The 22,928-nt window shown below is 45.9% G+C and carries 14 protein-coding genes; 9 read left to right on the top strand and 5 right to left on the bottom strand.

Annotated elements, in window-relative coordinates; genetic code table 11:
• Positions 1–638: 638 nt before the first annotated feature.
• The gene (locus ACFQ0C_RS04150) at positions 639–1,649 is read right to left on the bottom strand and encodes a hypothetical protein (protein WP_379364253.1); all 1,011 of its coding nucleotides are present in this window, start codon (positions 1,647–1,649) and stop codon (positions 639–641) included.
• Positions 1,627–2,223: a sigma-70 family RNA polymerase sigma factor gene (locus ACFQ0C_RS04145; protein WP_379364251.1), complete on the bottom strand. Its 597-nt coding sequence runs from the start codon at positions 2,221–2,223 to the stop codon at positions 1,627–1,629. Before ACFQ0C_RS04145 ends, ACFQ0C_RS04150 begins: the two co-directional genes overlap by 23 nt.
• A 222-nt stretch (positions 2,224–2,445) precedes the next feature.
• Between ACFQ0C_RS04145 and ACFQ0C_RS04140 the strand changes: the two genes are divergently transcribed.
• The 5 genes from ACFQ0C_RS04140 to ACFQ0C_RS04120 all read left to right on the top strand — a co-directional run bounded on the left by ACFQ0C_RS04140 (position 2,446) and on the right by ACFQ0C_RS04120 (position 9,563).
• Positions 2,446–3,402 (top strand): ABC transporter permease, encoded by a 957-nt coding sequence (locus ACFQ0C_RS04140; protein WP_379364364.1) that lies wholly within the window; start codon positions 2,446–2,448, stop codon positions 3,400–3,402.
• A 51-nt stretch (positions 3,403–3,453) separates the two neighbouring features.
• Positions 3,454–4,326 carry a carbohydrate ABC transporter permease gene (locus tag ACFQ0C_RS04135; RefSeq protein WP_379364249.1) on the top strand — a complete coding sequence of 291 codons (873 nt, stop codon included), beginning with the start codon at positions 3,454–3,456 and terminating at the stop codon, positions 4,324–4,326.
• A gap of 107 nt (positions 4,327–4,433) precedes the next feature.
• Positions 4,434–6,080: a type 2 periplasmic-binding domain-containing protein gene (locus ACFQ0C_RS04130; protein ID WP_379364247.1), complete on the top strand. Its 1,647-nt coding sequence runs from the start codon at positions 4,434–4,436 to the stop codon at positions 6,078–6,080.
• Positions 6,081–6,217: 137 nt separating this feature from the next.
• Entirely contained in the window at positions 6,218–7,942 is a 1,725-nt protein-coding gene (locus ACFQ0C_RS04125; protein WP_379364245.1) for a cache domain-containing sensor histidine kinase, read from the top strand.
• Positions 7,943–7,961: 19 nt separating this feature from the next.
• Positions 7,962–9,563, top strand: coding sequence for a response regulator transcription factor (locus tag ACFQ0C_RS04120; protein ID WP_379364243.1), 1,602 nt, complete (start codon positions 7,962–7,964; stop codon positions 9,561–9,563).
• A 491-nt stretch (positions 9,564–10,054) separates the two neighbouring features.
• Here the strand turns inward: ACFQ0C_RS04120 and hisA are convergent, their stop codons facing one another.
• Positions 10,055–10,816, bottom strand: a complete 762-nt coding sequence (gene hisA, locus ACFQ0C_RS04115) for a phosphoribosylformimino-5-aminoimidazole carboxamide ribotide isomerase (protein WP_379364241.1) — start codon at positions 10,814–10,816, stop codon at positions 10,055–10,057.
• 900 nt (positions 10,817–11,716) lie between these two features.
• Here hisA and ACFQ0C_RS04110 point away from each other — a divergent pair.
• Positions 11,717–13,033 (top strand): deoxyguanosinetriphosphate triphosphohydrolase family protein, encoded by a 1,317-nt coding sequence (locus tag ACFQ0C_RS04110; protein WP_258214259.1) that lies wholly within the window; start codon positions 11,717–11,719, stop codon positions 13,031–13,033.
• A 151-nt stretch (positions 13,034–13,184) separates the two neighbouring features.
• Here ACFQ0C_RS04110 and ACFQ0C_RS04105 read toward each other — a convergent pair whose 3' ends face one another.
• Positions 13,185–14,258 carry an acyltransferase family protein gene (locus ACFQ0C_RS04105; protein ID WP_379364238.1) on the bottom strand — a complete coding sequence of 358 codons (1,074 nt, stop codon included), beginning with the start codon at positions 14,256–14,258 and terminating at the stop codon, positions 13,185–13,187.
• Between the two features lie 213 nt (positions 14,259–14,471).
• Here ACFQ0C_RS04105 and ACFQ0C_RS04100 point away from each other — a divergent pair, with 213 nt between their 5' ends.
• Positions 14,472–14,801: a hypothetical protein gene (locus ACFQ0C_RS04100; protein WP_258214261.1), complete on the top strand. Its 330-nt coding sequence runs from the start codon at positions 14,472–14,474 to the stop codon at positions 14,799–14,801.
• A 213-nt stretch (positions 14,802–15,014) separates the two neighbouring features.
• On the opposite strand, the gene ACFQ0C_RS04095 is transcribed toward ACFQ0C_RS04100, so the two are convergent.
• Complete coding sequence (locus ACFQ0C_RS04095; RefSeq protein ID WP_379364362.1) at positions 15,015–15,398, bottom strand: collagen-like protein; 384 nt, start codon at positions 15,396–15,398, stop codon at positions 15,015–15,017.
• 421 nt (positions 15,399–15,819) lie between these two features.
• On the opposite strand from ACFQ0C_RS04095, the gene ACFQ0C_RS04090 reads away from it, so the two are divergent.
• Together ACFQ0C_RS04090 and ACFQ0C_RS04085 are read left to right on the top strand one after the other, a co-directional pair.
• Positions 15,820–17,022 (top strand): HupE/UreJ family protein, encoded by a 1,203-nt coding sequence (locus ACFQ0C_RS04090; RefSeq protein WP_379364236.1) that lies wholly within the window; start codon positions 15,820–15,822, stop codon positions 17,020–17,022.
• A gap of 169 nt (positions 17,023–17,191) precedes the next feature.
• Positions 17,192–22,723: a cadherin-like beta sandwich domain-containing protein gene (locus ACFQ0C_RS04085; protein WP_379364234.1), complete on the top strand. Its 5,532-nt coding sequence runs from the start codon at positions 17,192–17,194 to the stop codon at positions 22,721–22,723.
• Positions 22,724–22,928 lie beyond the last annotated feature (205 nt).

Genomic DNA, 22,928 nt, shown 5'->3' with positions numbered 1-22,928 from the left:
TTGGCGGTCTTTTTTAATTATAAGAAAGTTTAAGTGCCCTACAGCACTAAAGTAAAATACTCTTTCTAGTATAAATGCGGAGGGTACCCTATTATCTCGCAAGACATGAAAAATGAGCGAGTAATCTGCCTGCCTTGCTTAGATTAGAGCTGCATTAGAGCTACATTAGAACTACATTAGAGCTGCATTAGAGCTTAAGTTCTTTAATGCACCCCATGATCAAGGGGATTTTTATATGAATAGCGGCTATGAGCCCTGGAGGATTTTGTGCGGAACTGAAAGTTCCGCTATTCCATCTGCCGCCTCCAATCTGGGGCGATAGCGGAAGTGGGAATTCCGTTATGTTGGCCGAATTGGAGCATCTAGGCACAAAACAGAGCAATAACGGAACTGACTGTTCCCTTATCACTCTGATTTTTGGACTTTTCAGGCAATAAAGGAACAATTACTTCCGCATTGTCCTTCACTTCCGTGGATGAAGTTAATAGCGTGTTGTTTATGTGCAGGTGATCTCTCCTCAAAAAGTATAACGAAGCTCACTGTACATGGAACACCTGCATTGCTATCAATAACATCATAGGGAAGTAAGGAAGCGGCGCAACGACGAGTAAGCCTGATCACTTTCGGAAGTGGCAGTCCTATCTCATATGATTTGCAACGAACAGCAGATCCTCTTTGCTGACATTTATGGATGGCGAGGTAACGTGATAGAGTAAGGTGCGCCCGTTTTGCTGCTCTAACCAATTAATATCCTTAACTATACCGGTTTCACTCAAAAAGCTGTTGCTGTTTACGGTATAGTAAGCATCGACTCCGGCAACTTTGACATGATCTGCAGTAGATGATGTGCTGGTCTTGATCTTCATATCCGTATTTTTATCTGATGAGGGCACAACCGAATAACTGATCTCGATTTGGTCACGGCTGCTGTTTATGTAAACCAGACGTGGCGATTCCGAGATAAAATCACTTGGAGCCTCCTTATCCTGAGCTGAGGCCTTTTGCCATGCCATGTTTTGCTTGGCTGCAGCTGCTTGTTGCTGTAACGGCTTGTAATACTTCGCCATGCTCGCAGCATCCAACATGCCTATCGGACTCTCCAGCTCTCCTCTGCTGAATGTAAAGCCCTTCGGCAGCTCCTCCGGAGTTTTAATGCCTGCGAAATTCACCTGCACTAGTTCCTTCCACTGCTTGATATCCGTATATGCCTGCGGCTGATTCACCTTGGTCAAGCCCATACCCGTCGGCGCCCCAGGAAGCTTTACTCGATCCAGCTGGTTAATATAGACGAATGCGGACTCGCCCGCAGACAGCTGCTGTCTGACTTCCTGAATGGAAGCTCGGATTTCATTCAATTGAGCTTGTGAGAATTGCAAATTTGGCTCCGCGGATACTTCTATGCTTATGTTATTTGCATGCAGATTGTAGAGGTAGGTTGAAGCATAAGCAACCCCTGAGAACAACAGCAGACTTGCAGCCAATACAGCGATACTGCCGTATTTTTTTCGCCATGTGTTAATGAAAGAGGGCCCCTTTTTCTCCCAATGCTCATCAAACAAGCGGTAAACCCGATTATCAAGTTCACTGGGGTATTTCCGTTTTCCGGCAGCCCGGTTCAAATCTAGCTTAAGTTGATTTTCGATGGACATAGAGCAGCGCCTCCTCATTTTCTTTCATCACATTTTTGGCTTGTTTACGCAGCTTTTCCAAAGCAACACGGTGTCTCGATTTGGCGGTATTGAGCGGAATGCCGAGAAGCTCAGATATTTCTTCAAAGGAGCAATCCTGAAAATACCTTAATACGATCACTTCACTGTGTTTGTAGGAAAGCTTTTGGACCAGCTCGGCAAGCTCGTTGCCTTGTTCATTTCTTAAATGAATTTGTTCCATATCCTCCGGGGCAGGTTCTAACGGCTCCAGAAGCTTACTGCGGTTGATTATTCTGAATCGTCTCCAGAGCTTCCGGTTCCAGCTCCGCGTTTGTCGGATGATCAAACCATTTAACCATGAGCGGTAAGGCTTTTGAAAATTGTAGCCGGGCAGCGCTTTGAACAATTGTACATATACTTCGCTTACCACATCGCACACATCATTTTTATTGCTGACCAGAAATGAAACCGTATGGTACACATGCTCCTTGCTTTGTTCGTAAAGCACTCGAAACGCTTCTTTATTGCCCTGGTTCACTTTTCCGATCCATTCATGCAGCTCATCTTCTGTCATAGTCGACTGTTTCTCCTTTCTGAATGACATGTTCAACCTATATTGGCTCCATGAGCATAAAAAGTTCATTTTTTTCAGTCTATCATAAGGCCCATAAGGCGGTTAGTCACCTTCCCAGAACACAAAATATTGGAGTAATTCAATAAAATATTGAAGGCTGGTCTTGCGCTTCTCGTTTATGATGATTACATCAAGAAAAATTAGAATGCACAGGTGATGATGATGAACTCAATCGCAACAGCAGCAGGCGTCCCTAAACCCTCCTTGCGTACCAAGCTGTACAACAGCTGGAGACGCGTGATGCGTTTTAAAATTTTGTATCTTTTGCTGCTTCCCGAACTAATTTACTTTGTCGTATTTAAATACATTCCGATGCTTGGCATTGTCATTGCATTTAAAAATTACAACATTGGGTTAGGCTTCTGGGATAGTCCATGGGTAGGTTTTAATAATTTCAAGAACTTCATTAATGGTGTTTATTTCTGGGACATCATGAACACGACGATCACCATTTCCCTTGGCAAGCTGCTGTTTGGATTTTCGGCGCCTATCATTTTGGCTCTGCTAATCAATGAGGTTACGGTCGGCTGGTTCAAAAAAAGCGTTCAAACGGTAACGTATTTGCCCCATTTTATATCATGGGTTATCGCTTACGGCTTGATGGTTGCCCTGTTGTCGCCGGGGGAAGGCTTCGTTAATTTGCTAATGAAGCAGTACGGCTTTCAACCGATTTCCTTTTTGACCGAGCCCGGATGGATACGTCCGCTTATTATTGGCTCCGATATTTGGAAGGAGGTCGGCTGGGGAGCTATCCTCTATCTCGCCGCATTGGCGGGAATCGATCCTAGTCTGTACGAAGCGGCCCGAATGGACGGTGCCTCGAAGTGGAGGCAGCTGTGGCATGTGACGCTGCCGGGGATTCGTAATGTCATCATCATTTTGCTTATCATCCGGCTCAGCAGCATTTTGGACGCAGGGTTTGATCAGATTTTCATGATGTCCAACACTTTTAATGCTGACAAATCAGACATTATCGATACTTGGGTATACCGTCAAGGGATTGAGCAAATGCAGATCAGCTTGGCTACAGCTGTTGGGGTATTCAAATCAGTCATAGCTTTCGTGTTGGTGTTGTCTGCTAACAAACTCGCCAAAAAATTCGACGGACAAATATGGTAGGCGATGCTTGCTAAGCTTATTTTCTAACGAAAACTTTCAGGAGGGAGCACCATGAACAAGCTTTCATTCGGCCAACATGTAGGCCGTTCAACTATCTATATCGTTCTTTCTCTGATTGCGGTTCTAACCTTGTTTCCATTCCTCTATGTCATTATTATTTCTATCACACCGGAATCCGAGGTTATCCGAAGAGGCATCGTGCTTATCCCGGAGCAAATAACCTTTAACGCCTATAAGTCGGTTTTCAATGGGGGTTCAGGGATTTGGGGCGCCTATCAGATCACTCTGTTTCGCACGATTGTCGGGACTATGCTTAATCTTGTTTTTACCGTACTGGGTGCGTATGTTTTGTCCAAAAAGGCGCTGCCTGGAAGAAGTGGGCTGTTGATGTTTGTTGTCTTTACGATGCTGTTCAGCGGCGGCTTGATTCCAACTTATATCGTGGTACGATCGTTGGAGCTGACCAATACGGTATGGGCCCTTATCGTTCCAGGCTTGGTAAGTGTTTTTAATCTGGTTGTGGTCAAAGGCTTCTTCGAGCAGCTGCCGGTGGAATTGGAGGAATCGGCGAAGGTTGATGGGGCGGGAGAGCTGAAGGTGCTGGTCCAAATTATTTTGCCGCTTTCGCTTCCGTCCATCGCAACTATAGGTCTTTTTTATGCAGTCGGCCACTGGAACAGTTATTTCGATGCTGTAATTTATATAAACAAATCGAGCTTGATGCCGCTTCAGGTTATTTTGAGAAATATACTGCTAAGCTCGCAAAACCAACAAAATCTGGAGTTGATTAATGATGCGACAGTCAGTTCCTTGGCCATTCAGATGGCATCCGTTATCGTATCGACAGTACCGATTTTATGTGTGTATCCGTTTATTCAAAAGCATTTTACCAAAGGTGTTATGATCGGGGCCGTCAAAGGCTGATTTAAGCAGGTTTATTCCGGTTGGGAGTCTTTTCGCGGGTTGGTTTCAACGCATAGACGCCTTGAGCTGGTCACCATAAACAGTATGAAAATAAAGGAGAGGTCACTATGAAAAGCAAGCGTGCAGTAGGCTCGACGGTTTCCATGATGCTGATTTTAGGCGCTTTGTTATCGGCATGCGGAGGAAATGGCAGTTCTGGAACATCGACAGGGACGGGAGCTGCAACTACACCGGGTACAGGCGGCTCAAATTCAACCAGCGCACCGGCTGCGTCCAATTTTGACAAGAAGATGACGATTACGATGTATAATGCGGGGGGATTTAGTCCGAACAATCAACCGCCTAGCAATAGGGAAGACGATCCGCTGCGGCAGATGCTGGAGAAGGCCGTTAATATCGATTTGCAGATGACTGTGCCTCCCGCAGATCAAATCAAGCCGAAGTTGAACACGATGGTCGCTTCAGGAGATATTCCTGACCTGATTTTTATGACCGACCGGTTGACTGCTGTCCAATATTATGACCAGGGTATTGTAGCTGATTTGGATAGTGTCATAAAGGATTATCCTGAGCTGTACAACCGGTTTGATAAAGAGGCTTGGAGCGCTATGCAGTATAAAGGCAAAACGATAGGTATGCCAGGTTACGAGCTTGTTAACGGCATTAATGGCTGGTGGATCCGCAACGACTGGTTGAAAAAGCTGAATCTTCAAGTTCCGACTACACCCGAGGAATTGCTGAATGTAATGAAAGCCTTTACAGAGAAAGATCCTGACGGCAACGGAAAAAACGATACGTATGGTTTTGCGACAGGGATTTTGAAGGACGGCAATTTCAGCTATCCCGGTAACAGCGGCTTCGGCTGGGATGCCATTATGATGATGTTTGGCGTTGTGCCTAATATGGTTGACAGTATTGATGGTAAAATTACATTTGATAATACGGACCCGCGTATGAAAGAAGCATTGGCTTACATGAATCAAATGGTCGCTGCCAATGTGGTCGATCCGGACTGGGTAACGACTAATGATGTCACTGCATTGGAAAAGAAAATGTTAACCGGTAAATACGGAATCGTTTATAGAGACTGGAGATCGATGGAGCTTAGCTCACAGCAAAAGATGAAGGATGTAGCAGGGGAGGTACCGGAATGGACCGTCATTCCACCGATGAAAGGTCCGCATGGAGACCAGTGGGTTAGTTTCGCACAATTCCAAAGCAACTCCTGGACCGTTTCCAAAAAAGCCGCTAAAGATCCGGAAAAGCTGAAGCGTGTAATGTCGTTGCTGCAATACTGGTATGCGGATAAAGAGGCGCTTCCTTATTTCTCATATGGTCAAAAAGGCATTATGTGGGATATGGTAGATGGTAAGCCAGCGAGATTAAAAGAAAATATGGCAAACAAGGATCTTGTTCAGAAATGGCAGTGGCAGGGGAACTACTTCCTTCCCCGTCGCTCGAATGATGCGCTGTATTTCAATTTTACCAACGATAAAACAGATGGCTACAATAAACTTAATCTTAAATACATCAAACCGAATAAGGTGAACCCTTACGTTCTGGTGGATGCTAATGACACCCTGTACAATGACCGTATCAAATATGTCAATGAGACTCTGCTTAAGTTCATTGTAGGCAGGGAGCCGATTAGCAATTGGGACAATTATGTCAACACGCTTGATACCAAGTTCAATTACAAGAAATACAAAGAAGATGTGCTGAAGCAATTAAATGACGCAGGTGTTAAGCCATAAATAAGTTAGCGAGCCGCGGGGATTACGATTCCTCGTGGTTCTCGTTCTTTGTATGAAAGTTCTTTGTATGAAAGACTGGCTGGCGAAAGCGCCGGAAGTCTCTTATTATTATAAGAAAAAGCCCAGGGGGATCAGAGATGAGCTTTCGTTTCAGCAGCCTGCCTTTTAAATTGTTCACTCTGTGCTTCTTGTTTATGTTCGGAACGGTAACCTTGGTCAGCCAGCTTTCTTACCGGTTTATTCAGAATGAGGTGAGGGCGAATAATGACTTTTTTATAAGCCAAATGCTTTCTAAAGTCGACCAATACGTTACGCTCAGCTTTTCGTCCCTACAAACGATATTATCGGCCATAGACTCCTCCTATGTTCCCGAAACGGATACCGTTGAAACGATGAAACCGCAGCTCCAGCAGCTGTACAATTTGAACTTTAATTCCATAACGAATGTTTACATTATTAAAGAAGACACGAGCAGTGTCGGGGGCAGTCCTCTATCACCTGCGTTCGATAATCCTAATGCGGAGAGACGATCCTTTCTTGAGCAGGCCGCCGCTAATAAAGTAGGAACCTTGGTGAGCCTGCCCTATCGATCGAAGCAGTCCGGCTGGACGGTAACGTTAACCCGCTTTTTGCATGGCTCGCAGCCGCCTGCTGTAGCAGCCTTAGACATGGACCTTCAAGCTTTGGAGAAAACGTTGCTGCAAATTAATCGTGACGATCTGGTCAGCATCGTAATTATGGATGAGCGCGGAAGCATGATTGCAGGGAGTTTGGGGGATGCAGGCAAGTTGAACCTCGAAGATCACACCTTTCAATTGGGCGATATATCGTCCAAAGAGCTGCTCAGCCGCAGCGGCAATGTGATGCAGTTCAAATCGGGCAGCAATCAGAACTGGACGGCACGCAAGTATCCGGCTTCACATTTTAATTGGACCCTTATTTCGTTGTATAACGACTCCTTAACCAAGCGCTCCTTGCAGCATATTGAGCCTTATTATTTCGGGATGCTGGCCATTGGACTTCTTCTTAGCGCTGCGGTAGCAGGCCTGATAACGAGGTTTATCCGTAAACCGCTCGGCAATTTAATGACCAAGATGAAGCTGGTCAAGCAGGGCTTCCTTGATATTCCGATTATTATGGACCGTAAAGACGAGTTTGGGGAGCTGTCGCGAACCTTTGATCTGATGATTAAGCAAATTAATGAATTGGTGGAAAGCTTGAGGAGCAACAAGGAGCTGAAGAGGGAGCTGGAAATTCAGGTTCTTCAGTCGCAAATCAATCCTCATTTCCTTTATAATACGCTAGGCTCCATTGGCAATGTTGTTAGACTGGGTATGCATGATCAAGTGGACCCCATTATCCGTTCTTTGATCAAAATTTTGGAATACGGCATTGGAGACGTGGCTGAGAAGGTAACGCTGCGCGATGAGCTGATGAATGTGCGCGATTATATTTTTATTCAAAATATCCGGTACAGCAGCCAGTTTGAAATCGTGGAACAGATTGAAGATGAGCTGTATGACTTTCCCTTATTCCGTATGCTGCTGCAGCCAATAGTAGAGAACAGCATGTTCCACGGCTATAGAGGCGGAAGGGTCTCTGGTCAAATTATTATAAAAGCCTCACGCGTGGGTGAGCACGTTATAGTAGAGGTGCAGGACTTTGGTGCGGGTATGACTAACAAACAGCTTGAACAATTATTGCTGCCCGGCCGCCCTGCTAAACCGAACAATCGCAAACGCATCGGCTTAATCAATATTCATCAAAGAATACAGCTGAATTACGGTGAGAGCTACGGGCTGGAAATTAGCAGCGAGCCGGACTGCGGCACATGCGTTACAGCTAAGTTTCCCGGGAACTAAACCGGTTAGGAGGGATATTGTGAAAAAATACCGATGCTTGATCGTAGATGACGAGGATCTAATTATTCGCAGTCTGGAGCAGTTTTTCGGGTTTCATACAGATCGCTATGAGCTGGTTGGAAAGGCATATTCCGGCAAAGAAGCGATAGATGCGGCACTGCAGCTGAAACCGGATATTATTCTGACTGACATTGTTATGCCGGGGATGAATGGCATAGAAATGATTGACACGCTAAAGGGCAAGCTTCCCGGCACTGTATTTATTATTTTAACGGCTTATTCTGATTTTGATTATGCCAAGCAAGCCATACGAATGAATGTAAAGGATTATATAGTTAAGGTTCCGCTTTCGGAGGATGATATTTTTCAAGCCTTGGATCGGGCCGCCCAAACACTTCATGAAATTGAAGTTAAAGAAGCCGAGCTGCGGAAGCTCAATACTTCGCGCCTAGAGAACATGTACCGGTTCCGCAGGCAGATTGTTACAGAGCTGCTGCAGGGTGATATTCATCCGAACCAGCTGTCGCGGCATTGCGATGATTTGAAGGTGGCTCCTGATTTGAAGGAATACTGCTGTGTTCTCATAGAATTAGATGATTATGGGGGCTTTAAGAAGCGGTATGACCAAGCGGACCAAAGCGTGATCCGTTACGGTATGTTGAATGTGGCAGAGGAGACGCTCGGGTCTAGAGGAAGCGGGTTCGTGTGTGAAGTGAAGGATAATCTCATATTTGGTATTATAACCTTGCCATTCATGGAGAGCGCTTCCCGATTAAATGCGCAATGCATGGAGCTGGGACGCGAGCTTATTGATAATATTCAAAAGTATATGAAGCAGATTGTTCATGTAAGCTTCAGTCTTAAGCACCAGAGCTGGGACACGATGGCGTCAGCGTACCGACAAGCATTGCTGCAGCTGCAGGACGCCTATTATTTTGCAGGAGAGGGACAGGTTTTTGTAAGTGGGCTCCACTTGGCGGCTAAACCTGGCGAAGGCGAAGCGCAGATTAAGGAATGGTTTCAGGAAATCATCCGTAGGCTCGCTCCGGAAACAAAGTCCGAGGAACTGAAGGGGATTTTGAGCCGGATAGCTTTTCAAGCTCTGGAACACCGGATTCCTGAGCAGAAAATGACGGGGTTGATTAACCAATTTATGGGCGATATCAAACAAAAGGTGTCAGTCTGGAAGCTGCTGCCGGAACCATTGCTTATTGTACAAGAAGACAGGATAAAGTTTGATGGGCAATGGAAAAGAGTGATTGCCTACATGGATGAGTGTTTATCGCAAAGACAAGCACCGGCCAGATCGGAAATTTCTAAGGCTAAGCAATACATTGAGGAAAACATCGCTTTGAGGCTTACCCTTGATGAGGTTGCTGAATACGTGAGTTTGGTTCCTTCCTATTTCAGCACCTTGTTTAAGAAGGTCGAAAACGAAAACTTCGTAGATTATGTAAATCGCCGCAAGATAGAGAAGGCCGTTGCTTTGCTCAAAGAGAAGGATTATTCCAATCTGCAGCTTAGCCAACTGGTCGGAATTCAGAATGAACGTTACTTCTGCACGCTATTTAAGCATTTCTTCGGACTTCCCCCGCAAAAGTTCAGAAAAACCTATTTGTAGGCGCGTGGAGTTATATGGAAGTTAAGGAGGGCTAGAGCGCCTTGCGGGTCTTTGATGCCCACGTGGGGTTCGACCGACCTCCATGTAATGCCAAAAGGCGCGCCACGATCTAAGCTTGTGCGTTAGGAGGATTGGGGTGATCTTTGATCCGGTATTCATACTCCATTCCCTCCCGTCCACGGAATTGGAGTACCATAGCGGAAGTCCTTATTCCTTTATCACTTGAAAAGCACAAAAAACAGACAGATAACGGAGCTCGCAGTTCCGTTATCTGTCTGTTTTTGCCCATTAGTGCTAATATTCACCTCAATAACGGAATTCCTACTTCCGTTAAAGCCATTAGTTGGAGGTGAAAGGTGGAATAACGGAAATTTCTGTTCCGTTCAAATCCTTCAAGACCTCTAGCTCGCGGCTATTCTCTAGATTTTATATGCAGTCGAACATACTTCTTGCCTATAGCGCCATAATTTTGCAGATAAATGTCTATACAGCTACAGGTTGCTGCAATAAGTAATGACGTCCTTATACGGGAGGCTCCCACCAAAAATATCCAAAGCACTCCCTATCGTAATATCCAGCTTTCCATCGGTAAGCTTGTGAAATAGCTCAAGGTCTGCTAACGATCTGGCACCGCCTGCATAGGTAGTTGGAATAGTGACGGATTGAGCCAAATGCTTAACGAGGCTTTCTTGAATACCGGCACGTTTGCCCTCAACATCGACGGCGTGTACAAGGAATTCATCACAGTAGGCTTCCAAATAACGCAAGCTCTGGGCGGTAACCTCGAAATTACTGATTGTTTTCCACTGATTGGTAGCTACAAACCATTTGCCGTTATGTTCTTTGCAGCTAAGGTCGATGACCAGCTTGTCGGCTCCAACCTCGGACACAATTTTGTCCAGGTTCGCGGTGTTAAGCTCTCCATCACGGAAAATGTAGGAGGTAACGATGACATGGGATGCTCCCTTTGCGAGATAGGAAGCCGCATTCTCCGCAGTAATACCTCCACCAATGTGAAGCCCGCGGGGGTAAGCCTGCAAAGCTTGATGAGCGGCCTCCTCGTTGCCTCCGCCAAGCATAATGACATGCCCGCCCAGCAAGTGGTCCCGCTTGAACATGTCAGCGTAGTAAGCGGGTTCTTGTTCCGATACGAAGTTTTCGATCACTTCTTTGTCATTATCTACATTTAGCGATTCACCTACAATTTGTTTAACCTTGCCTTGGTGAAGATCGATGCATGGTCTGAATTTCATAATAATAGCTCTCCTGTTATTTGATATTGTTAAGGTTTTAATATATTAAGCATTTGGATGTTTAACATCATGGAGCGGAACGTGGATACGCTATTTAAGACTGCACACGTTATCAATCCACCTAAACGGAACTACGATCACTTATTCTCACCAAAAGTTTCTTATAGGCAGGCTTGAGACGAAATAACGCACTGTAGTTCCGCTCCTGCATCAGTATCAACCGATTTTAGCCAAATAACGCACTATAGTTCCGCCACCCACCGATATCAGCTGATTTGAGCCAAATAACGCACTGTAGTTCCGCTCCCGCATCAGTATCAGCCGATTTTAGTAAAATAACGCACTGTAGTTCCGCTCCCGCATCAGTATTAGCTGATTTTAGCCAAATAACGCACTGTAGTTCCGCTCTCGCCAGTATTAGCTGATTTTAGCCAAATAACGCACTGTAGTTCCGCCACCCACCGATATCAGCCGATTTTAGCTAAATAACGCACTGTAGTTCCGCCACCCGCCGATATCAGCTGATTTTAGCCAAATAACGCACTGTAGTTCCGCCATCCCACCGATATTAGTAAAAAGCGTACCCAAGTTCCGTCTAATCTTCGTCAAAAGGCTATCAATCAGAAGCTTTTCTTCTAGAATAGCATATATTGTAGGGAATTTCAGATTTTCAGAGATGAATGCTTTGAAAATGATGGGAAGGCTTTGCAAACCGTTATGATGCAATGATACAATAAAACTCGATAATATGCGGAATATGAAGCAGATAAGAAGAAGATGTATAGACGCGGCAGGACGGCGGTCGAACTCAAACGGCGTTCCTTAAGGACGCTGTTTTTTCATACAATATTTAAAGTAGATAAAAAAACCTCGGTGGAGCGAAAGAGATGGGGATTTATTATGGATTTACGAAAAATGAGGCTATTCGACACGACCAATACAAATTCTAGCGAGGAACGCGACGAATACGAAAAAGACTATGCTCGGCTTATCCAATCACCCGCTTTCCGCCGCTTGCAGGGGAAATCACAGGTGTTTGGCGCCGGCTCCGGCGACTACTATCGAACGCGGCTGACTCATTCGTTGGAAGTTTCACAGATTGCCCGTGAGGTTGCGCGGCGGATGGAAAAGACATATCCCTTCTTGGCGCGCAGGGAGCATCCGGGGCTGATGTTAGACCCGGCTGTTGTGGAAGTAGCATCCTTGGCGCATGATCTGGGGCATCCTCCGTTCGGGCATAAGGGAGAGGAAGTGCTGAACAAGCTGCTGTCGGATGAGCATGGTCTTGCCTATGAAGGGAATGCTCAAAACTTTCGCATTCTAATGTTCCTTGAGAAGCGCGCGGGAAGCGGGAGCGGGCTGGATTTAAGCGCCGCATCGCTGCTCGGCATCAATAAATATCCGTATTCCTTGGAGGAAGAAGGAAGGCTCAAAGGGGCTTACGCGATGGAGTGGGAAGGGATAAATTACCTTCGGGAAGCCTGGCAGATGCCCATAGGCTGCCCAACGCTGGAAGCGCAGCTGATGGACTTATGCGATGACATTGCTTACTCGACCCATGATATTGAAGATGGGATTCGCGCTGGAAAAATTCAAATGAATCACAGCTTTTTCGATGAAAATTGGCTTGTGGAGAATTTAATTCAAGAGATCGTAGATGACCAGGGCAACGTGGATGTAGGCTGGGAGCAGGTCGACATGGAGGCGATGGTCCGGCAGGTGCTGGCCGATTATTTGGAACAGTGGGAGACCATCTACGCGGAATGCAATCGTGAAGCCTCACGGACACGGAGGGAAATGAAGGCGCGGTGGGTAAGCCGGTTCGCCAACCGGGTAGGCATCATTGATGATCCGAAAAAGGGCTGGAAGAAGGTCACCTTCGTAGAGGACGGCGAGCAGGATTTACAGCTGCTGCGCACGATGGAAATTTTGAAGAAGCTGGCCTGGGTTACATTGATCAAGGATTTTCGGGTACAAAGGCTGCAAAAGCGCAGTGAGATCATGATCCACCGGCTGTGGGACAGCTTCAAGGTATATGAAACAGGCAAGCTCATTTTGCCTCCGGACTGGATTGAAAGCTATAAGCAGCATAAGAGCAGATGGAGCTGGGAACGAATGGTCGCCGATTATATATCGGGAATGACGGATGCTTACGCGGAAAAGGTGTATGCGGAGCTGTTCGCCAGCAAATCCGGATCGATTTATGAGATGGATTGAACTGTAGGGCGATGCCTAATATTTATTGGTGCAATTGATTCGAAGTTCTCCCCAATCGGGGAACAAAAAAAGACGCGTTCCGAAGCCTGTAACGGCATTGGTTGACGCGTCTTTTTGTTATGTGCAGCGAATCAAAGCCAGTCTAACTTCTTCACCTTGCTTTGGTCTGCGGTTGTATGAATGGACCTGTGCCTTTGGCCGTGGTAATAGATTTGATGCGCGTTATGAGCGGCTTCTCTATGTAGTGATAGAACACGCAGCACATCGTAAGAGCGGTCGCAAAACAAAGAGCGGTTACCACGGTAGGACCGAACCAATCGCTAAGATGAATGGCTCTTGAGAGCTTGAGCGAAATTGATAAAAATCCGAGACTGGTAAGAAGGATAGAGTAGGATGCATCGCCAAGGAACTGTAGAGGCTTTAGCCAAATCGGAGCAGCGATACGGAGTGATCCGACACCTAGCAGCACAAGCGATGAGCCAACCGTGTACAGCAAATTGGAATAAACGAATGCCGGGTTTATATACCGGACCACCCATACCGCCGGGAAGACGATCATGCCTGCAGCAAGCCACCAGCCGCTTCCTCTTTTCAGGTGGGGTACCGCATAGGCGATAAGCATACCGAGTACAAATTCCAAATGCATGGCATCAAATAAAAAGCGGATAAGCACGCTATCCGTAAGCTTAATCCATTCCATACTATGTAAGCCGACAATAAGCAGCCATAAAGCAAATAGCGATAACATCGTCTTCTTGTTCAATACGAACAGCAGGGAAAATACAAGGTAGAAGAACATAATATAAACCAATGACCAGGCGACTCCAAGAATGGGTACTTCGCTATAAGGCAGCAGCAGCAGCGAGGTCACGATTTCTTTGGGCTTTGTTTCGTAACCGTTGCCGAAGGAAGGGACCAGGAAATAAATGGGTATTACAGCAGCGTTGACGAGCCAATAAATCGGATAAATGCGAATCAGACGTTTGGTGATGAAGGTTCTCCACATTTGGATATGGCCGAAGTGCCGGCGGTATATCGTTACCATCAAAAATCCGGTCAGCACAAAAAAGTATGCGTAGCCGCCAGATCGATCCATACTGTTTACGCCCAGAAAGTTAATGGGGTAATACTTAGTCGCCAATTGGGACGTATGGAACAGCATAACCAGCACGACCGCAATTCCTCTCGCTGCTTGAATATAAGGGATGGCAAAACGTTGTTCCATAGGATTCTCTCCACTTCTCTCTAATCTCTCGGGTCTTTTAGTTATTATCATCTCACAGGTTCATGACAACTATATGACAGCAAGCTGAAAGGAAGCTGAAAGTATGCTGAAAATTTGGGGAATTATGTAAGCTGCAAAAAATCGCCATGCTGCAAGCTAGGGCTGCATAGATTAGAAAGTGGGTGTAACTCCATTAAGAGGGAGGGCTGAAGAATGAATAAAACGGAAGTATCGGAGCTTCTACAGGCATTGCCGGAGCAGCTTAAGGAAGTGGAATATGATTACTATGGTGCTTTAAGCCGGTTGGAGGATACCAAATTGGCACTGCATGCGAAGGAATGTGAATTATTCAGTCAAGGCTTGATTACGGGGAAAAATGAACAAATGCGGGACGCTGAGATTTGGCAGCACTCTCATGAGCTGAGAAGAGCGCTTCTTAAAGCGAAAATGGCCGTGGATCAAACAAAAGTAGAATATGATTACATGAAAAATAAATTGGAAAATACACAGCTTATCGCCCGACTGCTGCTGCAAATCCAATAATCTTGTGTAGCAGATGCTTGGGTTTGGGCTAGAGCTTTGAGACTATGTCCCAGCTGTTGGAAGACGACCTTTCCGCAGTTCTTATGGCGTAGTGTCAGCTAGGGTTAAACGCAACGGCACACCCCCGCAGGTCTATTGCCTATAAAAAAGAGCCTATCTCACTCACTAGGTATTTCAGTGAGGGATAGGCTCATTTTTTATTTATTTATTTATTTAAAAACAAGTAAATTGATTGATGCGTCTAAGATCCAATCCAAAATAGAGCCAGAAGCCCGTAGGGCCGAAACCATACCAGCGGTAACCGGAGATAGAATTCCTTCCTACATGAGTCAAATACATCCAATATTGATCTCCGTTATCCTGCCAAATATAGACGTTACGGAAGAGACATCTGCTAATACTGCCGGGATCCACTGCAAAAAGGGAAGCCGATTGCTGAGGGATGAAGGACGGTGGAGGCGATTGCGGCGCTCCAGGTCCTTGGCCTCCTCCAGGTCCACCGGGCCCGCCGCCACCTGGCATAGGCGGAAATCCTCCAGGTCCAGGACCCGGAGGGCCACCGGGCTGCCCGCCTGGAAATCCGGGTATGCCGGGCATAAGTCCTCTTTGATTGTTATTTTTTTCAGTGGACTGTTTTTGCTTTTGTTTTTGAGTCAATATTAACATCTCCTTCTGTAAGTTGCCTACAAGCTTTTGCCTACAATATATGTTACAGATGCCCATCCCATATGGGCGGATGCCCCTGTTGCGCATAAATATTTTACTCACGCAGGCAACATGAGCATCGCAGGAGGGAGAGTGGAAATCATAGCTGTGCAAGTTAAGGCAACGCCCTTATCAGAGCAACTCGTTTCAGGGAGGTTTGATAATAAGAGACTACGTCAAAACATACGAGGAAGTCAGTATCTATATATATGTTGAGATTTTGATAAGTTTTTTAAAAAGAATGGACTACTATAGTATTATTTCATATGATACGTAAAGTGAAGGTAGACCTATTTCATCCAGGGGGAAAATAATGTACAAACTTTACTTTTCCGCGTATAAAGCTGTATTTTTCCTTACAGTCGTGCTAATAATGCTGTGCTTTCCGTTCATTCAACCAGTTCATGCTCACACTTACAGCTCTAGCTTTACGACATTGACATTAACAAAATCGCATACGGAATTGACCTTCGCTGTCGATGAATTGTCTGCAATAGAGTTGACCAATGGAGATATGTATAAAAACGGCAGGCTGGATCAGAAACAATTCGATGCGCTTAGAGATCGTCTTGAATCGGTAATTAAAGAAAATATAACTTTAAAAATAAACGATGTAACGATGCCATGGACACAAGTGAAAAGCTTTGTTTTCGTACGTACGGACAAAGTGGCCAAAGTCGAATTAAAAGCTACTTTTCCTCCTATATCCGCTTATCAGCCGATCTCCTTGACTGACAATCTATATTTTAATGATCCCGTTACAAATTATGTGAATCTCATGGCCATAAACTATGGATCGCATACAAGCTCAGCGGCTATATCGGGTAAAGATCGGACCTGGGTCATGATACTAACTGCTCAAGACTATCAAGGGTTAGATCAGCGCATAGAGCGGCAGCCAAACACTGACGGATCGCAATCTGACGAAAAGAAGCCCCAGAATTCCGCTGCAGAGCATGCCAAATCAACCTCGGGGTGGTACTCGTTTTTTGAACTGGGAATGCATCACATTTTATTCGGCTACGATCATTTGCTGTTCCTTCTTACCCTGCTTATCGCCAGACAAACTTTCAGGCAATATGCCGCATTGATAACAGCGTTTACAATCGCTCACAGCTTAACACTGACATTAACCGTATTGGATATCATCCAAGTACCTGCATGGATCGTCGAACCTGCAATTGCGATCAGTATTTGTTATGTAGCCATTGAGAATATGATTCGTAAAAATTTAAGCTACCGATGGGTTCTGACTTTTGCTTTCGGATTGATTCATGGTATGGGTTTTGCTGATATTTTGAAGGAAATGGATATTCCCCGTAAAGAACTTGCAGTCGATTTAATAAGCTTCAATCTTGGAATCGAAACGGTGCAGATGATCATCGTTCTAGCAGTTTTGCCGTTCATTTATGTATTGAAACGATGGAAGTATTCGGGTCGCGCAATGATAGCGGGTTCTGCAGCAGCGCTTTTGTTAGGCGTGGGCTGGTTCATCCAGCGGGTTTTTCTCGACTAATCGTCCGAAGTAAGTGACCTATTGTAAATGTCGAAGGATCGGAAACGATCCTTTTTTTAGTTGTATGGGAATGAAATTAATAGATTCTTAAAAAAATAGGACATTGTACTTTACATATCATGGATACAATAGGGTTTGGTCAAGAACTCTGGAGGTGTTGAAAGCTATTATGAAGAAACGCGTTGTAAGGTTTTTTGCGGGTATCGCACTGAGCGCCATCTTGTTGGTGAACTCACTTGGATTTGCATCGCTAATCGATTCCCCTGCTGTAGCATATGCTGCAGAGCAAGTTGAGCAAGCGGACCAAATTCACTATACGTTAACGGGTCCAGACTCGGTCACATTTAGCTGGCACAAGGGATCCGACACTATTCGTTATGGGGAGACAGTGGCTTACGGTCGCACGGTTGCAGCCGGTAAACCCGACATCACTCCTATCTCGGATTCAGGACCGTGGCGGGAGGCCAAACTAACCGGTCTTCAGCCCGGTAAGACCTATCATTATTCAATCGGTAGCGGTGAGGATCATACTTTTCATACCGCACCGGCTGCCGGGAGCTCCGGGTTTACTATCGTAACTACGGGAGATATCGGTTCATCCTTTAATTATGACTCTGCTTCCGGTATGAACAAATTAATTAAGGATCTGAATCCCGATCTGTATATTGGGCTCGGGGATTTCACTTACGCGAACGCTCATGGACAAGAAGCTGTCACTCATTACTTCAATGATGTCATGCCATGGAGCACTGAAGTACCGTTTATGCCTATCTGGGGCAACCACGAGTGGGAGACACCGCAGAAGGATGACTTACGAAATTATAAAGGGCGCTTTGGCTTGCCAAATGCGCGTACAGTGCCTACAGCCCCTTCACTCGGCTGCTGCGGAAATGATTGGTATTTCTTCGATTACGGTAATACCCGATTTATCGGGATGCCAGAGCCTTTTTCATCATCTACATGGAGCAATTGGGCTGAACATGCCCAACCGATTTTCGAGCAAGCCCAGTCTGATTCGAATATTACTTTTATCGTCACATTCGTTCACAGGCCGACTTGGTCGAGCGGTTACTATGATAGCGATACGAATCTGCAGAATACGCTTAGGGAAATGGGAGCCAAGTTTCCCAAGTATGTTTTGAACTTGAACGGACACGACCATCATTACGAGCGTTCGAATCCGAAAGTGACCGACGACATTGTTACGATTATTGCCGGCGGAGGCGGAGCGGGTTTACATATTTATGAACCTAGCGGTTGTAAATGGAAGATGTGCGAGCAACCGAATTGGTCGGCCGCTCGGTATTTTAATTACGGGGCAGTGAAATTGAAGTTTGAAGAGAATCAAATTAAAGGAGAGTTCGTCTGTGGTCCGCTTGAAGGAAGAGGTCGAGATGATGTGAATTGCAAAATCGGTGACGTATTGGATGTATTTACAATCCAGCCAAGAACCGTTGCGGGGAATACAAATGCACCTCCCGATTTAAGTGACTTGAAAGTGGATGGAACGACAGTAAGTGGGTTCAATACCGACAAAACAACATACACGATGAATGTACGCAATTTCATGGAATCAGTGAAGGTGACGGCTGAGCTTCAAGCGAGTGCTGATGCTGTGATCCAGGTTGTTGGAGGAGATAAGCTCATCGTAGGAAACAATACGGTAACGGTAACGGTAACTCCGAAGAATGGAATGGCAAAAGTTTATACGATAACGGTCATTCGGGAAGATGCGGTTGCTCCTGGAGTAGAGATGTCTGGAAGTGGAACTGCTGCAGACCCGTATATCGTCATGACACCGCAGCATCTTGATAAAATTAGGAATAAATTAAGTGCATATTACAGGCTAGGAGCTGACATCGATTTAGCCGGATTCAATCCAGGCGATGGAAAAGGCTGGATGCCGATCGGTTCCGGCAGTTCGACTAAATTCACCGGTTCATTAGACGGAAGTGGCTACAAGATTCATAATTTGTTGATTGATCGAGGCGACACAAATTATGTAGGTTTGTTCGGGTACGCCGAAAAGGCTGTTTTCAAAAATGTGTGGCTGGAAAATGTAAATATTACAGGACTACGGTTCGTTGGTGCGTTAGCAGGATTAATGAACGCTAATCCCGGCGGTGCAATTGACAGAAGTTATGCCACAGGCATGGTCAAAGGCACCTCGACAACAAGTGGCTCTGCAGAGACCGGAGGGTTAGTTGGAGATCTCCAGCATTCAACCATTACGAACAGTTATTCCAAAGTAGATGTAACCGGTGGCTTCGACAACAGTACCGGGGGGCTGGCGGGGAGAACTTCCAGTTCAGCAGCTAACGGCAGAATTACCTATAGTTATGCTGCAGGAGTTTTGTCGACTGGGGGAGGTTTTCTCGGTGCGGCAAGCAGCAGTTCTACCGCGACGACGGTCCAGTCGTCTTACTGGGACACGGAGAAGACCACACGGTCATCAAGTCCGAAAGGCGGAGAAGGCAAGACAACTAATGATATGAAAAAGAAGGCAACATATGTCGGTTGGGATTTTAACAACGTGTGGGATATTCAAGAGGATGCCGACTATCCGCAGCTGAGGAACGTGAGACAGTTGGCACCGTCAAACGCGGAATTGGCCGACTTGAAAGTGAACGGAACAACCGTAGCCGGTTTCTCACCCAGCACAGAACAATACACTGTAAATGTGTTAAACGACGTGAAAGTAGCATCAGTGACGGCTACGTTGAAGGCTGATCCGAATTCCAAGGTCGAAGTAAGCGGCGGAAGCAGCCTGAATACCGGAGCCAACACCGTAACGGTGAAGGTTACGGCGAAAGATAACTCGTTAAAGACTTATACCATCACAGTAAATCGTGATGCGACTGTCAAATCGTCGTTTAAAGATTTAAACGACTTCAAAGTAAATGGAACTACTATTAATGGGTTTAAAGCAAGCCAGTGGTATTATTCGATGAATGTGCCGTACCAAACGTCGCAGTTGACGGTCGAGGCCTCTACGGCAGCGGATTCTAAGGCTGTGGCAGCTGTAAGCGTAATAGGCGGTTCGAAGCTGACAGGCAGCACCGTAAGCGACCTGCAGATCGCAGATAACACCATTAAGGTGACAGTTACAGCTGAGGACGGTACGAAAAAAATCTACCTGTTGATCGTTACGAGAGGGAAGTATGTTCCGACCGCTGAAGAGAAGATGGACGGAGAAGGAACGGAAGAGATCCCGTATATAGTTAAGACGCCGACGCATCTGAATTTTATGAGAAATAACATTGATGCCATGTATAAACTTGGTGCGGATATTGATTTAACCGGGTTCAGTGCGCCTGACGGAAAGGGATGGCTGCCGATCGGCATTTCGTCGCCTGAATCGTTTAAAGGTTCGTTCGACGGCAACGGTTATAAGATTATTGGAATGACAATTAACCGCCCTGATTTGGATTATGTTGGCCTGTTCGGTTATGCAACATCGGCGACTTTCAAAAATATCCAAATGATAGACGTTAATGTCACAGGAAAGAATAACACCGGCGGATTCGTCGGTTATACAGGAGGAAACGGAACAACCGATAAAAGCTACGTCACTGGTAAAGTCACCGGCAACAATTATGTCGGAGGTTTTTCGGGAGCTTCTCAACGCTCGCCAGTTTCAAATAGTTATGCCAATGTTGAAGTAACCGGAAACCAGAATGTCGGGGGACTTACGGGTAATCTGGACAATTCGGGAGGTACGTTCGGGAAGATTACGAATAGCTATTCCGTCGGTAAAGTTACCGGAATAACTAATTTCGGAGGCTTGATCGGTGCCGTCTTGGGAGGTCCTAATCCCAATTATAAAGTGACCTCTTCATACTGGGATACACAAACCTCCAATCAGCCGGGTAGCGTTTATGGAACGCCAATAACGACGGCGAACATGAAGCAGAAGGCTACGTTCGTCGATTGGGATTTTGTCAACGTATGGGAAATCGACGAAGGTAAAGATTATCCGCGGCTGAAAGTAAAGAACCAACAATTGTCTTCGAATGCGGATTTGAAGGAATTGAAAGTAGATAATACTGCTGTGAGCGGCTTTAGCGCAAACAATTTGAATTACACAGTAAATGTGCCGAACAGCAAGACTGTCGTATCGGTCACTTACGCGACATACGACCCGAATGCTTCGGTTGCAGTGACCGGCGGAAGCAGCCTGATCGTGGGAGATAACACGGTGAAGGTTACGGTAACGGCTCAGGACAATACAACGAAGGTCTACACGATTACAGTAAATCGAGTGGCAGCTGCATTGTCTTCGAATGCGGATTTAAGCGATCTGAAAGTAGACAATACGGCTGTGAGCGGCTTTAGCGCAAACAATTTGAATTACACAGTAAATGTGCCAAACAGCAAGACTGTCGTATCGGTCACTTACGCAACATACGACCCGAATGCTTCGGTTGCAGTAATCGGCGGAAGCAACCTGATCATTGGAGACAACACGGTGACAGTAACGGTGACGGCTCAGGATGTAACAACGAAGAAGATTTATACGATAACAGTGAATCGTGCCGCAGCAATAAAGTCGAGAGGTAATTCTGGCAGCCCACAAGCAGATACTGGAACAAGCACAGGCACAAGCACAGTCTCGGGTCAACCGACTACTGGCGAAGGCGCTGTAAAATTGGAAGCAGTGGTATCGGGAAATACGGCTAAAGGTGAAATCAGCGCTCAACAGATTAAAGGGAACGATATTGTCGTTACTTCGAAAATCGCCTCGTTCACGCTGCCGAAAGGCGCGATTGACACGACTGCTCTTGAGCAGCAATTAGGTAGCGACTGGAAGTTGGTCATACGTATGGAGGTACTATCAGAAGAGCAACGGCAAATTATCGGGCAACGGATCAACGCTGTCGGCGGATCGATCATAGGCAATGTGATTGATTTTACGGTAACGGCAGAAGCGAACGGACGCAGCGTGACGATTACACAATTTAACGGGTTGTATTCAACGCGTAATATCACAATGGATACACCGGCAGACAGCAAACAAACAACGGTAGTCAGGATCGAAGAGGACGGCAGTCTGACGTTCGTACCTGCGATATTTAACGGGCGCGAAGTTACTTTCTATAGCCCGAGCAACAGTAAATATGCTGTGGTGTCCGTAAACCGCAATTTTCAGGATACCCAAGGACACTGGGCAATGAAAGAAATAAATGTACTTGCATCGAAATTGATCGTGTCCGGAACGGATGAAGAGCACTATTCGCCAGAAAGGCCGATTACACGCGCTGAATTCGTTACATTGATTGTACGTTCTCTGGGTTATCAGGCAGTATCAGGTTCTGCACAATTTAAAGACGTGAAGCCATCAGAATGGTATGCTGGTTACGTTCAGAAAGCGGTGGATCTGGGCATCATTTCTGGGCACGGCGATGGTACCTTTCATCCTCAGGATGAGATTACTCGTGAGCAGATGGCGATCGTATTGAATAAAGCACTGTCATTAGCAGGGAAACCGTTGTCCAAAGCGGATATGAACGGCACGCTTGGAGTATTCAGCGATCAAAAGCAAGTTTCCGGATGGGCGGCACAGGAAGTTGCCACAGCTGTCAACGCTGGACTCCTCACTGGTATGCCAAACGGACAGTTCCAGCCGCAGTCGGCGTTAACCCGGGCACAAGCAGCAGCAGTGATCATGAGACTGTTGCAGAAAGCGAATTTTGTTAATTAATTGAATTATTATTACAAAAAGAACCTGTGGATACATAGGTAAGTAAAAAACGAGCCCAAAGGACTGACCAGAAAGCGAAAAAAGACCCGCATTCCCAAAATTGAACTGTGACCCAATTTATGGACACGTAATAAAAAGCTACTAGGCTGAAAGAAGATGACTTCTGTATTCATCAGGGGTCATCTTTTTTAATCCCCACTGGTAG

This window comes from Paenibacillus sp. GCM10027630, assembly GCF_042676305.1.
Classification (GTDB): Bacteria; Bacillota; Bacilli; order Paenibacillales; family NBRC-103111; genus Paenibacillus_S.
Note: the sequence above shows the minus strand (reverse complement) of the source record. Positions and strands in the feature narration are given on the sequence as shown.